Origin of the sequence: Bradyrhizobium sp. CB2312 (assembly GCF_029714425.1) — a bacterium.
In the GTDB taxonomy this organism is placed as follows: domain Bacteria; phylum Pseudomonadota; class Alphaproteobacteria; order Rhizobiales; family Xanthobacteraceae; genus Bradyrhizobium.
In genome coordinates this window covers 6792272-6805101 of sequence record NZ_CP121668.1, presented here as the reverse complement: position 1 = coordinate 6805101, position 12830 = coordinate 6792272, and the positions used below count along the sequence as shown (strand labels likewise).

The 12830-nt window shown below is 60.5% G+C and carries 11 protein-coding genes and 1 pseudogene; 7 read left to right on the top strand and 5 right to left on the bottom strand.

Going from position 1 to position 12830, the window contains the following annotated elements:
• Positions 1-54: 54 nt before the first annotated feature.
• On the bottom strand, positions 55-357 hold the full coding sequence (gene rpsU / locus QA642_RS33225) for a 30S ribosomal protein S21 (RefSeq protein WP_283080653.1): 303 nt from the start codon (positions 355-357) through the stop codon (positions 55-57).
• Between the two features lie 341 nt (positions 358-698).
• On the opposite strand from rpsU, the gene QA642_RS33220 reads away from it, so the two are divergent.
• The 3 genes from QA642_RS33220 to QA642_RS33210 all read left to right on the top strand — a co-directional run bounded on the left by QA642_RS33220 (position 699) and on the right by QA642_RS33210 (position 1531).
• On the top strand, positions 699-908 hold the full coding sequence (locus QA642_RS33220; protein ID WP_080135923.1) for a cold-shock protein: 210 nt from the start codon (positions 699-701) through the stop codon (positions 906-908).
• Between the two features lie 110 nt (positions 909-1018).
• A complete protein-coding gene (locus tag QA642_RS33215) occupies positions 1019-1264 on the top strand; it encodes a transcriptional regulator (RefSeq protein WP_283080652.1) in 246 nt (81 codons plus the stop codon).
• A 42-nt stretch (positions 1265-1306) separates the two neighbouring features.
• Positions 1307-1531, top strand: a complete 225-nt coding sequence (locus tag QA642_RS33210) for a hypothetical protein (RefSeq protein WP_283080651.1) — start codon at positions 1307-1309, stop codon at positions 1529-1531.
• 88 nt (positions 1532-1619) lie between these two features.
• Here QA642_RS33210 and QA642_RS33205 read toward each other — a convergent pair whose 3' ends face one another.
• Both QA642_RS33205 and QA642_RS33200 read right to left on the bottom strand, forming a co-directional pair.
• On the bottom strand, positions 1620-1853 hold the full coding sequence (locus QA642_RS33205) for a hypothetical protein (RefSeq protein ID WP_283080650.1): 234 nt from the start codon (positions 1851-1853) through the stop codon (positions 1620-1622).
• 4 nt (positions 1854-1857) lie between these two features.
• The gene (locus QA642_RS33200) at positions 1858-2040 is read right to left on the bottom strand and encodes a hypothetical protein (RefSeq protein WP_027558858.1); all 183 of its coding nucleotides are present in this window, start codon (positions 2038-2040) and stop codon (positions 1858-1860) included.
• A 349-nt stretch (positions 2041-2389) separates the two neighbouring features.
• Here QA642_RS33200 and bioB point away from each other — a divergent pair, with 349 nt between their 5' ends.
• Positions 2390-3394, top strand: coding sequence for a biotin synthase BioB (gene bioB / locus QA642_RS33195; RefSeq protein WP_283080649.1), 1005 nt, complete (start codon positions 2390-2392; stop codon positions 3392-3394).
• A gap of 1632 nt (positions 3395-5026) precedes the next feature.
• A complete protein-coding gene (locus QA642_RS33190) occupies positions 5027-5266 on the top strand; it encodes a hypothetical protein (protein WP_283080648.1) in 240 nt (79 codons plus the stop codon).
• Positions 5267-5760: 494 nt separating this feature from the next.
• Here QA642_RS33190 and QA642_RS33185 read toward each other — a convergent pair whose 3' ends face one another.
• A complete protein-coding gene (locus QA642_RS33185; RefSeq protein ID WP_283080647.1) occupies positions 5761-9087 on the bottom strand; it encodes an adenylate/guanylate cyclase domain-containing protein in 3327 nt (1108 codons plus the stop codon).
• A 520-nt stretch (positions 9088-9607) separates the two neighbouring features.
• Here QA642_RS33185 and QA642_RS33180 point away from each other — a divergent pair.
• The gene (locus tag QA642_RS33180; RefSeq protein WP_283080646.1) at positions 9608-9901 is read left to right on the top strand and encodes a GYD domain-containing protein; all 294 of its coding nucleotides are present in this window, start codon (positions 9608-9610) and stop codon (positions 9899-9901) included.
• Between the two features lie 87 nt (positions 9902-9988).
• On the opposite strand, the pseudogene QA642_RS33175 reads toward QA642_RS33180, so the two are convergent.
• A pseudogene (locus tag QA642_RS33175) lies at positions 9989-10081 on the bottom strand (integrase); the annotation flags it as partial.
• A gap of 302 nt (positions 10082-10383) precedes the next feature.
• Here QA642_RS33175 and QA642_RS33170 point away from each other — a divergent pair.
• Entirely contained in the window at positions 10384-12633 is a 2250-nt protein-coding gene (locus QA642_RS33170) for an ABC transporter substrate-binding protein (protein ID WP_283080645.1), read from the top strand.
• Positions 12634-12830 lie beyond the last annotated feature (197 nt).

The window sequence follows — 12830 nt, the reverse complement described above, 5'->3', positions numbered from 1 at the left end:
TCCATAAAGGGACTTTGTTCACGCGGAATCTGCCAAGCCTGGGTTGCTCGCAAACTACCTCAGGGCTGCTTCCATAGTCCGCCCCGATGGCACGCTCGATAGGCCGGCGCCCCGTTTGTTGCCGGCTGCGACCGACTTTTTTGGCTTGACCACGATCAATCCGTCGCGAATGGCCTGCTTCCGCGCGAGCTTTAGCAGGCGCCGCACGGCGTCGGATTTTCGTCGCGCTGTCGCGGCCGACGGCTTCTCGTAGAATCGCGCGCGACGCATCTCCTTGAAGAGGCCTTCACGCTGCATCTTCTTCTTCAATATGCGCAGTGCTTGATCGACATTGTTGTCGCGAACGAAAACCTGCATCGGCGGCTCCCTGTATTGAGGCTGCCTTGGTCGACCACGACTGCGCGACAGCCGCGTGCGCAGGGATGATTGGATCTCGCGAAGATCTCGCCGCTCACACGAGATGTCTTCAGGTCTGAGTCTCCAAACGGGCAAAGGTTCCACGGAAGCCCACCGGCGCGATTAAATCTGCCCGAAGCCTTGCTAATGCGAAGGGCGAGGTATACCCTCAGTTTGTCGTTCAGCCGCTGTGCCTTGTTGAATGCGCCCGCGGGCTCCTTTTTCCAGAGACATCGACGAATTGAATCGATCTGCGTGAGCGTCACGCGGAATGCGCGTCTATGCGCTTTTGGAGAAGAAGTATGGCAACAGGTACTGTGAAGTGGTTCAACGGCCAGAAGGGCTTTGGATTCATTCAGCCCGACGACGGCGGCAACGATGTGTTCGTTCATGTCAGCGCAGTCGAACGGGCCGGTCTTGCAGGGCTCGCTGAGGGCCAGAAGGTCAACTTCGAGACCAAGACCGACAAGATGCGTGGCAAGGTCAGCGCTGAGAATCTCTCGCTGGCTTGAGTTCTCCTACGCCGTTTCACGGATGTACTGAAACGGCACGCGGCCCGCTCGATCTCGGGTCGAGCGGGTTTTGTCCGTTGCCGAAGAGGATGAAAGATGAGCGCCAAGAAATGAGCGCGAAGAAATCGGCCGAACCGTCCTTAGAGTCCATCGCGCGGTCCGAGCGTCGCCGCCTGGCCGCCGAAGAAGGCGCGCAGGCGATGGCGGATGCCGAAAGGCGGACGATCGATGTCCGCAACAACATGGCGCGGCTTCGTGAGCTGCGCGAGGCCAGGGACGCGGCCGACGGAGATCTGCGTGCATCGTCGTCGCCGGCACCCGCATTGAAGAAGCGCAAGACAAAGCTGTCGCGATAGCCGATTTCAACAGCGCGATGAGAGGGCTCGACATGCCGATGAGTGCGGTTCGTGCCTAGGACCAAGCCGGATGGCGGCGGCACAATCACCTTCTTTCTCGCACTCGGCGCCGGCCGACAGATGTGCCGTCTCGCGATGACATTTCAGACGCAGAAGCAGGCCTTCAGCTATCTTCAGAAGTACCGGACGGAGTTTGAGCGTATCGCACGGGCGCGCCTTGAGTCAGGCGAGCTTGAAGACGGTGTCGTCGTTCTCTCGATGCTCTAAAAGCATGATCCGGAATAATGCGCAGCGGCTTTCCGAAAAAGATCATGCTCAAACAACGACCTCAAGCGCGATGACGATTCATCCGATCTCACCGCGCTTTAGGCGACGAGAATGCCGCGCGAAAGATCGGACCGTCGGCATCGCGCACCTCGATGGCCAGACCGCATCCGGTCGCGGACGGCGCAAGGTCCTTTGCGGTATCGGCAAGTGACAGCGCGGCCTCGATCTCGGCGGCCCTCTGGTTCGTCAGGGTCAGTCCCTCTTCGTCCACAGAAAGTGCGTTGCCGTCCCTGACGTCGAAGTAATAATGCGGCACCAGCATTTCCCTATCTGGGGCGGTTTCCCTGCTTGGCCTCTCGGGCCAGTCGTTCTGCTTTCAGGCGCTCGCGATTTTCGTGAAGGGATTGTTGCGCCTTCGCGTAGTCGGTCATCGGCTTCTTCGTTTCGACCGGCTTGAACGCTTTATGGGCCTCCCGCAGAGCCCGGGACGCGGGATGATCTCTCATCATCTTGACCTCGATTGGGTGGACAGGCGCGATCTCGATGCGCCGGATCTGGCGTTTCCAGCCCGCAGGCTGGTAGCGATCGACTTTGTCATCGTCGGATGGCCGCCTGCGATTCCACGGGCGTGTAGGGAATAACGGGGAGGGATCTCGTCTGTTCCTTAGCCGGCCTCAATTCGGCATCGATCGCGTCCCGGTTGCTCAGCGGGCCAAAGCGCGCTGACACCGTGGGCACTCAAAATCAAGTCGCCACACTCCGGTCCGATTCCGCTGACAGTTCCACTGCACTTGAAATCGACCCTGCGGCTGGCGCGAAGTTCACGATGGTCCCGCCGCATTGTCAGGAGGTGTGCGAATGCTCGGCGCGAACGAAGGGGAGATCAAAAAAATCTCCCGACTGGAAGAATCCCAAGGAGCTCAGGAAGCGACGCAAAGCTGGACCAGCGCGGATGCCTGGGCGGTCTACCAGCTTCCCTTCAACGATCTGCTGTTTCGTGCGCAATCCGTCCATCGCGAGCATTTTGACCCCAATCGCGTGCAGTTGAGCCGGCTCTTGAACATCAAGACCGGCGGTTGCCCGGAGGACTGCGGCTATTGCAGCCAGTCGTCGCATCACGCCACAAGCGTAGCGGCCACCAAGCTGATGGAGGTCGAGAAGATCGTGGCCGAGGCCCGCAAGGCCAAGGCGAGCGGCGCGACGCGGTATTGCATGGGGGCGGCCTGGCGTAACCCGAAGCCGCGCGACATGGATGCGATCGTCGAGGTCGTCGGCGCCGTGAAGCAGCTCGGGCTCGAGACCTGCATGACGCTCGGCATGCTCGACCGCGATCAGGCCGACCGGCTCAGCGCGGCCGGGCTCGATTACTACAATCACAATATCGATACCTCGGAGCGTTATTATCCGAGCGTCATCTCCACCCGCACATTCGCCGATCGTCTCGATACGCTGGAGCATGTCCGCGAGGCCGGCATGAAAGTGTGCTGCGGCGGCATCCTCGGCATGGGTGAGAGCGAGCAGGACCGCGTCGACATGCTGGTCACGCTCGCCAACCTCCCGGAAGCGCCGGAGAGCGTACCGATCAACATGCTGATCCCGATTCCGGGAACGCCGCTGGCGAAAGCGCCGCCGATCGGTCCGATCGAGTTCGTGCGCATCGTCGCGCTGGCGCGCATCATGATGCCGGCCTCCTTCGTGCGACTCTCGGCCGGCCGGTCGGCCATGACCGACGAGATGCAGGCGCTGTGCTTCTTTGCCGGCGCAAACTCGATCTTCGTCGGCGACACGCTGCTCACGGCAGGCAATCCGCAGGACGAAGCCGATCGCAAGTTGTTTGGCCGGCTCGGGCTGGAGGCGCTGTGAGGGGATCGTTCTGGAAGGCCGCCGAAAACCGGTGGCCTTCCTCTGCGAGCGGCCCGTCATGCAGGAGCAGCCACTGCGGGACGTTTCACCAGTGCAAAGGCCGCGGCAGCCGACAGGCAGAGGATTCCGGCAAGAAGAAGCGCCGGCACATAAGTCCCCAGCGCATCTCTGCTGACGCCAGCGGCAAAGGCCATCAGGCCGACGCCGAGCTGATGGGCTGTAAAGGAGCTTGAATCACGTCCTGGGCTCCGCCATCAACCCTCATGACTTATAGCCTTGCTGCCAATGTTCTGAATTTACTTCCGCTTTCGGCGACATAGCGGACTGTGCCCGGAATTGCCGCTGGCTGAACCAGGCGCGAATGACCTGAAGCAGACTCTCCCTGCTCGCCCTTGGAGTTATACACGCGCTGGTTGAGGTCGTAGCCTACTCTACGGCCGCGTGATATTGCGGGGAGTAGATGCAGTCGGCTCAAGGCGGGGTGAAACGAGATCAGGGCCCTTGCGCTATCAATGTAGAAGCCGTGGTGGAGCCGGGGCCAATGAGTCGTCAGCGAAACTCCGAAATCGCCTTCGCCAAGGTCCGTCACGGTAGAGTTGCAGGTCTGGTGTGCCCGAAGTGCAGTGCCACGTCGCGACAAACACTTGAGATCTATACTCACCGTCAGCGTGCTGCGAAATTTGGTAGCGAGCGAGGCCCGGTTCGACCGTGTACGTAGAGACGAAGAATTCGTCGGTAGCGAAGCACCGGGTGACTTTATCGTTCCCTTCGACGTCTCGGCCGTACTGCCGGAGCAAGTTGTCGGTGAGGCTAATAAGCTCCGCGACGGCTTCCCGGTCGAGCGCCGTCTTACTAGCAGAGCGTCGTCTAACCAGCCTTCTCGATCGCTCGATCACCGTGGACTTGGCGTAGCCCAGCAGGGCCGCGATCCGACGCGCGACGTACGTTGTCGCCCGCATTTTAGGCTCCCCGGAGTGATGACTAGACTCACTACAACGTGGAACTGTTTTTGTGGTTCCGCCACCTTAAGATAGTATACTATTTTTAGTTGTTGGCCTTAAGGGACACCGCGCTAAAGTTATTCAGTCCGACGTGGCTTTGCGCTCCTCTTTCTGCCGTTCCTGGAATACCGCAACAAAGGTTTGTCAGCTATGGATCCTATCTCGCGGCCTTCTATCGTGAGACTCGCGTGCTCGTCGGCCGCCCAAGGGCGACAAACCAAGGGACGTGGTATCTATCGGCCTTTATCGAGCATGCGAGCTTGCTAGTTCAGAGCTTTGCCTGCCAGGAACTTGGGGAAGTTCGTCCCGTCAGCCTCGAACTCATCAGGTACTTGATCGTAGGTTCGACGAACCAAATTATGCTCTTTCAAATATTCCTTAACGCCGAAACATACCGAAGCTCATCAAGTATCTGCGGATCATCCTCTGACAGTAGAGAGGTCAACCGTCGCAGGAAGATCGCGGGCGCGCTCGTAAACCAGCCGCCAAAGGTCCTCCGGCGCCAAAGCTCTTCCTTCCGCATCTGCCAAGATCTTCGCAATCGCGACAGCAAAATCGCTGGCATATGGGGGACTGTTCGAAATGATCCGGTAGTGATGTGCAGGCGTTTGGGAAGGGTCCTTCAGTTACGATGACGGAGGTGACGTCTACACCGGGGGCACTCGCCATCCGCCGCATGCACAAGTTGGCGCGCAATCTCGTCTATCAGTTCGTCATGCTCCCAGCACGTGCCATCGCTTTTGGCGACGTTCCGGGCGCGATAATAAGCATGGGTCTCGGCGCCATCGTCACCGACGCGGATGATCACATCCGGATGAAATGGACAAACAGTGGTAGCTCGCGTCGTCAACAAGGCGTAGCGCACAGTTGATTGTAGGTTATCCGCATCAACCGACATCAGAGCTTCCCGGCCCGAGCCGCATGCGAGCGATCGAAAGCGCACTGAGAAGCGAGCCACGGCGCGGAAGGCGCCTACACCGTAACAACCAGCGCGGTTGTCCGCTTTCGCATGGAAATAATCTGCGATTCGGCGTGCTGCGCATTGAGGCAAGTCAAATCGTGTGAGTTCGCATAGAAAATTTTGCGTGCCAAATTTCAATAGAGCGGCTCGCTACCAGGCAGCCTACAGGACCGGCAGATCCGGATGGCACCTACTGGCCCTTGATGAACAAGGCTGAAGCTATTGCGATGTCGGCTATCGGCTCTAGACCCGACCCGGGGCCCTGCTTGCCGCGACCGCCGCTTGTGACCCGATGCCGACATTCCGACGGCATTGGGGCGCATGCGGTGGCAATCGCATCCCATCCTCACACTCGGCGCCGGTGGCGACGAGCAGCTATCCAGCCATGTAAGAGGTGAACTGCATTAGGCCAGCTGGTCGAGTAGCGCCTTGGCGTCCCGCAGGACCGGCGTGTCGAAGCCTTCGGTGAACCGGCCATACCCGAGCGCGAGGAGGTCGCGAGCCTCCGTGCGCTTGCCCTGGTCGCGCCACAGGCAGGCGAGGCTCGTCGCAGCGCGTAGCCCAAATGTCTTCGCGCTCTGGCGCTCCGCCACAGCGAGCGCTCGATGATAATTTTGCTCCGCAGCGGCTCGGTCGCCTCTCGCATTCGTCACATCGCCTCGAAGCCGATGCAGCTCGACCTCACCGCACCGCTCGTGGGTCGTCTCGATGAGCTGCTCAGCCTCGACGAGGCAATGCTGCCCCTCCTGCAGATGCCCGATCTTGGTGCGAGCCGCGGCGAGAAGGCAGAGCGCGTGCGGCGTATGCACCACGGCTCCGGCAGCGCGAAGCACCGAGAGTCCCCTCTTGAGCACAGCGAGGCCATCTTGCGCCTGTCCAAGTTCCGTCAATGACCGACCCTGATGAAGAAGTCCGAGTCCCAACCAGAGTGGAAAACCGTGCTCGTTCGAGACGGCCACCAGCTCCTCGGCGTGCCGCCGTGCGTCATGCCACAAGCCGGCCGCCGCCATCACCGCACACACCTTGCTCAACACGAAGGCCACCGTGAACGGATGATCGAGCCCGCGGGCTTCCGACAACGCCTCGTCCGCGCGCGCGCGTCCCTGATCGATGTAGCCCAGAAACGCTAATGTCAACGCCAGGTGACCCAGGCTCGCCGCGTACGGATCGGCCACCGCTATGGCGGCGCAAGTCGCGCGAGCGGCCGGATTTCTCAAGCCGTCGCACAGCTCAAGAAGGGCGCGCGCTGTCACAAATTCCCCGCGGAAGTAGCAACTGGCGCCATGGATATAGTGACCCAGCAACCGAATGGTTTGATCTTTTCTTGTCTGGCCCAATGTCTCCAACTGTTCGGCAAGCGACACCGCGAGCTCGTGCTCGGCCCGAACCATGTGGAAACCCCATTGGAAATAGAGCAGCGGAGCGAGACGATCCGGTCGATCGAACCGCTCAGCGAGTGTTCGCGCCCTGACGAGGGTGTCGGCCACCACGGGCGCCGAATACCCATGAGTTGCCATCAGGGCCCGTCCGAGGGCGATTTGCAGGTCAAGCTCGTGCTGCAGGGGCCGGGACTCCTCGGGCATTTTCGCCACCAATTCCAGCCCCCGCTGCAACTGCGCCACCGCTTCCGCCATCGCCGACCGCGCGACCGCCTGCTGGCCGGCCTTGAGCCGGTAGCCGACCGCCTTCTCGGTGAAACCGGCCTCGGCACAATGGTTGGCCATGAGTTGCGGCTGAGCGGTCACGATTTCAGGAAACTGGCTCTCCAGCGTCGTCGCAACGCGGGCATGGATCTGCTGGCGTCGACCGCGCAGCAAGGTGCTATAGGCTGCGTCCTGTACCAGCGCGTGCTTGAACGTGTACTCTGCATCCGGCGGGGTGCCCCGCTGGAAGATCAACTCGGCGCGTACGAGCTGCGCCAAGGCCCCGTCCACCTGTTGCTGCGGCATGGCCGCGACGGCGCTGATCAGCTCATGCGAGAACGACCGCCCAAGGGTTGCTCCGATCTGTGCCATCTCGCGCACGGGTGCCAAGCGATCGAGCCGTGCCAGGAGCGACGCTTGGAGCGAGGTAGGGATGGCAAGCGGAGGCACGGGCCCACTCGCATCAAAGCGATCGCCAGCGTCGGTCAGCATACCGCTCTCGATTACGGCCTTGGTCAATTCCTCGATGAACAGCGGTACGCCATCGGTTCGATCGATGATCCGTTCGGCGATCTCCTGAGGCAACGCCTTGCCGCCGGTCACCCGCATGATCATTTCGGCACGTTGTCGACGCGGCAGACGACTGAGGCTGATCGATGTCACGTGCGGGCGCCCAATCCAGGCCGGCACGAACTCTGGCCGGAACGTGATGATCAACAAAACCCGAAGAGTGGAGACCCTGTCGACGATGAGGTCCAATAGGTCAAGCGAGGTGGGGTCGATCCAATGCACATCCTCGAATACCATTAGCACCGGCCGGCGTGCTGCCAGTCCCTCGAGTTGGGCCAGGAGGGCCCGCAGCGTCTTCTCCTTGCGCTTCTGCGGGTTGAGGTTGAGCGGTAGATAGCGATTCCCGATCGACACGGACAGCAGATCCGCGATCAGAGGAACGGCCTCGCTAAGGTCGGCGTTTGCCTCCGCGAGCAACGCCTCGAGCTTGTCCAACCGTTGCTGGTCCGTATCGTCACGCCGGAATCCCGCTGCCCGCTCGAGCTGTGAGATGGTCGGGAAAAGCGCGGTGTCCTGGTGGTGCGGGGAGCAGAAGCGGCGCAAGCGGATGTGTGGATCATCGCTCAGCCGCTCCAGCGCCGTCTCGGCGAGGCGCGATTTGCCTATGCCCGGCTCACCCGAGATCAGCACGACCGAGCCATTGCCGCGTTTTATCTCCTGCCAGAGGCGCATCAGCAGCCCGATCTCCTCAGCTCGGCCGAGCAGTGGCGTTCTGCCTACGCGCAAGGCCTCGAAGCGACTATCGACCGCGCTCGCACCGATGACTTGCCAGATCGGCACCGGATCGCTGAAGCCTTTGATGGAAACGCTCCCGAGAGCGAGATACTCGAAGAACCCTCCGATGAGGCGGCGGGTGCTACCGTCGATGACCACCGTGTCCGGATCGGCCAGGGCCTGAAGTCGCGAGGCCAGATTGGCGGCCTTACCGACCACCTCATGCTGCCGCGACGCGCCCTCCTCGAGGAGATCACCGACAACCACCAAACCGGTGGCAATGCCAACTCGCGCTCGCAATCTTGTCTCTGGACCGACAGCAAGTCCGGCCACTGCCGCGACTAATGTTAGCCCGGCGTATACCGCGCGCTCTGCATCGTCTTCATCCGCCCGCGGATAGCCGAAATAAGCGAGCACGCCGTCGCCCATGTATCTGGCAACGAACCCGCCAGATTTCTCGATTTGCTCGGCACAGCAGCGGTGGTACGCGCCAATGATTTCACGCAAGTCCTCAGGGTCAAGCCTTGTCGAAAGCGCTGTCGAACCAACGAGATCGGCGAACATCACCGTGAGCTGACGTTTCTCGGCCGCGGTCCGAGGAGCAGGCCCGGCTCTCGGTCCGACCTCATCGAGCTCCGCAATCGCGCGTAAAATCTTCCTGCGATGGCCGAGCGAGACGCCGATTTTCTCGAGGTCGTGATCGGTCAGATCGCGCAGAACGCTCGGATCAATGTCGTTCTCGGCAAAGCGCTGCGCGTATTGCCCCAAGCCAAGCTTCTCGAGCCACTCCGCAATCTGCTGCATTGGCCCCACTGACATCGGGTTGGCGGCTGGCCGAATTTCAGACCCACGGCGAAGAAACGTTATCCCAATGTTTCCGGGATAGCACGTCTTGCTTGCAGCCATTCGCCGACATCGGCCTTCGACCATCTTGCCAAGGTGGTGCGTCAGTACGGATTTTCGCCACCAAGAAGCGCATGGCATGATGAGAACAACTGTAGACGTTCGATTTTGGCAATAAGCAGCGTCGCCTTACAAGACCAAAATGCTGGCGGCCAATTGGGTGAATCCATGAGTCGGCGACCGAGGATTGCGCGATGTCCGGAAATGGCCCATCGCGACGAATTTATCAGGTCTCTCTGTGGTCTCCTGTCGGAGGCAGAGCTGACTTAATTTGCTCGCCGCAAGTATCACGGCTCGTGACCCCTAGCCGCTTCGAGCCGCCCTGAGGGGATCTTGGTGGTTGGGCGGGGTCAGGCAGTGTGGCATAATCCACGTCGTGGACCCGTTAAGTCCATTGCTTCTTTGTCAAAGGAGAATCGCCATGTCCACGTACATGCTTCTCTGCAATTTCACCGAGCAAGGTGTTCGGACCATCAGGGAAATGCCGCAGCGTCGAGCGGCCGCCAGGGAGTTGGGCAAAAAGTTCGGCGTTGACATCAAGGCCGGCTATCTCGCCATGGGAACATATGACCTCATCATCCACGCTGAGGCCGCCGACGATGAGGCCATGGCCAAGTTTCTCTTGTCGTTGGCCGCCATCGGGAACGTACGGACGACTTCGGTCAAGGTGTTCCCGGAAGCGGATGTTGACAAGATCATCGGGGGGCTAGCGTAAGCTAACGCAAATCAAAACAAAGGTCAGTTGTTGGCCAGAGGCGGCTGATGGCCGATGGGCAGAGCATGTCCGCTCTGCCCTGGTGATTCAGACATCAACTTGTTCGGCAATCGCGAGGGCGTCGTCAACCTCGATGCCGAGATAGCGGACCGTGCTTTCGATCTTAGTGTGGCCGAGCAGGCTGTCTTCGTCAGGCATGATCGTGCTCCTCGGTTTGTGAGGGCATCGATGCGTTGTGACGCGTAGATCGTGTCTGCTTTCAGAGGCTTGCGGCCGTGGGGCGCCTGGGGGCCGCTCTAACTCCGCAGTGAATGACCCAAACGCGACCACGCACTTTTCCTTCATCCGCTTTGAGTGGTCGTAGGTCTTGCCGGCGGCGATGGGACGGGCTTGAAAAACGCTCTCAGCGGCGGCAATCTCGGCCTGATTGAGACCTCGATCTGGAGAATCTCGGCTTATGCCGATCGATGCAAGGATCGAAGATGAAGCAGCGGCTCATCAGGTGGCTTGCCGTTGTTGCGGGCGTTGCCCTAGTGCTCGCCGTCGCCTGGGCCGCCATCCTCTTGACTCGCCCGGAGCCTATTCGCATCGCGTTCGCCAATTCGCTCTCTGGCCCGTCGGCCCCGGCCGGAACGGAAAGCCTGGCCGCGATGCAGCTTGCAATCGACGATGTGAACGCCAAGGGTGGCGTCAACGGACGGTCGATTGAACTCGTTCTGTTCGATGACGCGAGCAATCCAGCCGTGGCGCGCGCGAATGCGCAGGCGATCGCCGACAGCCCGTGCGTCGCTGTGCTCGGCCATTATCTTAGCTCCGCGTCGCTCGCAGCAGCTCCGGTATATAAGGATGCGCGGATTCCGGCGCTCACGGGAAGCGCGGCTGCCGACGAGCTGACATCCGGCAATGATTACTATTTTCGTGCGCTGTCGCCGGTCTCCGCACAGGCGCGCTCGATCGCGGAACATCTGCGCGCCGTGATGAAGGAGCCAAAAGTCCGCCTCGTTCACACGCGCGATTCCTATGGCAAGAGTTTTGAGCGTGGATTTGCGGCGGCCTATCCGCCGGAGCAGCTGCACGTGTTCGAACTGGACGTTGCGGACGGTCAGATCGGATCGATGGACAAGGCGCTGGACGCTACCGCGCAGGAGCCCGGTCCCGGTGTCATCGTCGTCGGCGCGGCGGCCGATTATATCGCAGACATCGTCAAGGCGCTGCGTCGCCGCGGCATCAAGGGGACGATCATCACGACCCAGGGCGCAGGGCGCGAAAGCTATTTGCAAAATTTCGTCAACGAGCCCGAGGAAAAGATGCATCCGGGTTTCTTCAGTGAGAACCTGTACGCCGCATCGTCGCTGATTTTCGACAGCGCCAGCGTGGCGGCGCAGGTTTTTGCCGCCGACTACAAAGCGAAAGCGGGAACTTCCCCAAGCTGGGTCGGCGGCGGCTCATATGACGCCGCGCGCCTGATGATAGATGCGCTGAACCGAGCTGCGGTCCATCGCCGGTTCATGGCGCAGGGGATTCAGAAACCATCCGACAGCAAGGCTGCGGATCGCGACCGGGTACGCGTCGCACTGGCCGCGATCGACAGTCCAAAATCGGCGGTCGTCGGGCTGACGGGGCGGCTCTATTTCAATGCGAATCGCGACATTCCCCGCCCGATCCGAATGGGTTTCTTCCATTATGGCCGCTTCGTCACGGCACCGCAGCAACTCGTGCGCGTCGATCAGCCTGATGGAATTGATCTCGCTGCGGAGCAGGACAAGAGCCATGTCGTCGCGTTCGAGGACCGGCGCTACTGGATTCAGCGGGTCGTTTATACCGGCATCGACATCATCCGCGTCAGCCGGATCGACGTGAAGCAAAATTCGTTCAACGTCGACTTCTATCTCTGGATGAGGTTCGCTGGCGACGATGAGGCGCAGACACACGTCGAATTTCCGGCTTTACTGGATCGCGGGGCGTTCGATCCAGCTCGGCCCACTCAGGCTGGAAAAGAAGACGGCCTGAGCTATCGGCTCTATCGCATCAACGGCGATTTCAAGGCCCGTTTCGATCTTCATGATTATCCGTTCGACACGCAGGAACTGCGTCTGCATTTCCAGAACACGGAACAGCGGCGGGAGCTGATCACCTATGTCATCGATCGGTTCGGGTTGCGCCTTGCCGACGACGGAAGCTCGCTGGCCGAGGACGGGGCCTATTCCGGACTTCAGCTATGGCGATTTCTCGGACTGAACTATTTCGTCGAATCCCTGTCCAGCGGATCGACGCTCGGAAAGGCGTCTTTGTTTGGTGCCGAGGCAATGACGGAATTCGCAGGCTTCGATGCGACCATCATGCTGCGCCGCAGTTCCTCGATCTACATGCTGAAGAACCTGCTACCGATGTTTCTGCTCGTGCTCGTCGTATTCGCCACGCTATTCTTTCCCGAAACCATGTTTCGTGAACGCGTGACAATTCCAGTGACTTCGATCCTGGCGAGCGCGGTGCTGCTCGTGGCAGTGAACACTCAGATCGGCGATGTCGGATATACGGTGGTGGTCGAAGAGATGTTCTACATTTTCTTCGTACTCTGTCTGATGGCGATATTGGCGGGCTACAAACATGAAAAACTTCGGGAGGCCGGCCGAAAGCGCGCCGCTGTCGCTCTGGATCACGCAGCGCAGCTCGTCTATGCCGGGACGGTGCTCGCTGTTATCGTCGTGCTATATCGGCGTTATGCCTCGTGAGGCAAGCGTGGCGATCTCGCCTGTCCGCCACACCTCGTGAAATTCGCAGAGTCCGGATCTGGCCCATCAGCGAAGTGACGACACCGCTCATTGAGGTCCGCTTAGCCGGGCGGAGCGGACTGGATTGCTCGCGCTGAGTTTTTCGCATTTTGACCCAAAGCGGAATTGGGGAGTCGGCGGGATGCCTGCTGTGCGCA

Coding starts and splice junctions, on each gene's coding strand:
- rpsU (WP_283080653.1), bottom strand. CDS start 357: ATGCAGGTTTTCGTTCGCGACAACAATGTCGATCAAGCACTGCGCATA.
- QA642_RS33220 (WP_080135923.1), top strand. CDS start 699: ATGGCAACAGGTACTGTGAAGTGGTTCAACGGCCAGAAGGGCTTTGGA.
- QA642_RS33215 (WP_283080652.1), top strand. CDS start 1,019: ATGAGCGCGAAGAAATCGGCCGAACCGTCCTTAGAGTCCATCGCGCGG.
- QA642_RS33205 (WP_283080650.1), bottom strand. CDS start 1,853: ATGCTGGTGCCGCATTATTACTTCGACGTCAGGGACGGCAACGCACTT.
- QA642_RS33200 (WP_027558858.1), bottom strand. CDS start 2,040: ATGATGAGAGATCATCCCGCGTCCCGGGCTCTGCGGGAGGCCCATAAA.
- bioB (WP_283080649.1), top strand. CDS start 2,390: ATGCTCGGCGCGAACGAAGGGGAGATCAAAAAAATCTCCCGACTGGAA.
- QA642_RS33190 (WP_283080648.1), top strand. CDS start 5,027: ATGACGGAGGTGACGTCTACACCGGGGGCACTCGCCATCCGCCGCATG.
- QA642_RS33185 (WP_283080647.1), bottom strand. CDS start 9,087: ATGCAGCAGATTGCGGAGTGGCTCGAGAAGCTTGGCTTGGGGCAATAC.
- QA642_RS33180 (WP_283080646.1), top strand. CDS start 9,608: ATGTCCACGTACATGCTTCTCTGCAATTTCACCGAGCAAGGTGTTCGG.
- QA642_RS33170 (WP_283080645.1), top strand. CDS start 10,384: ATGAAGCAGCGGCTCATCAGGTGGCTTGCCGTTGTTGCGGGCGTTGCC.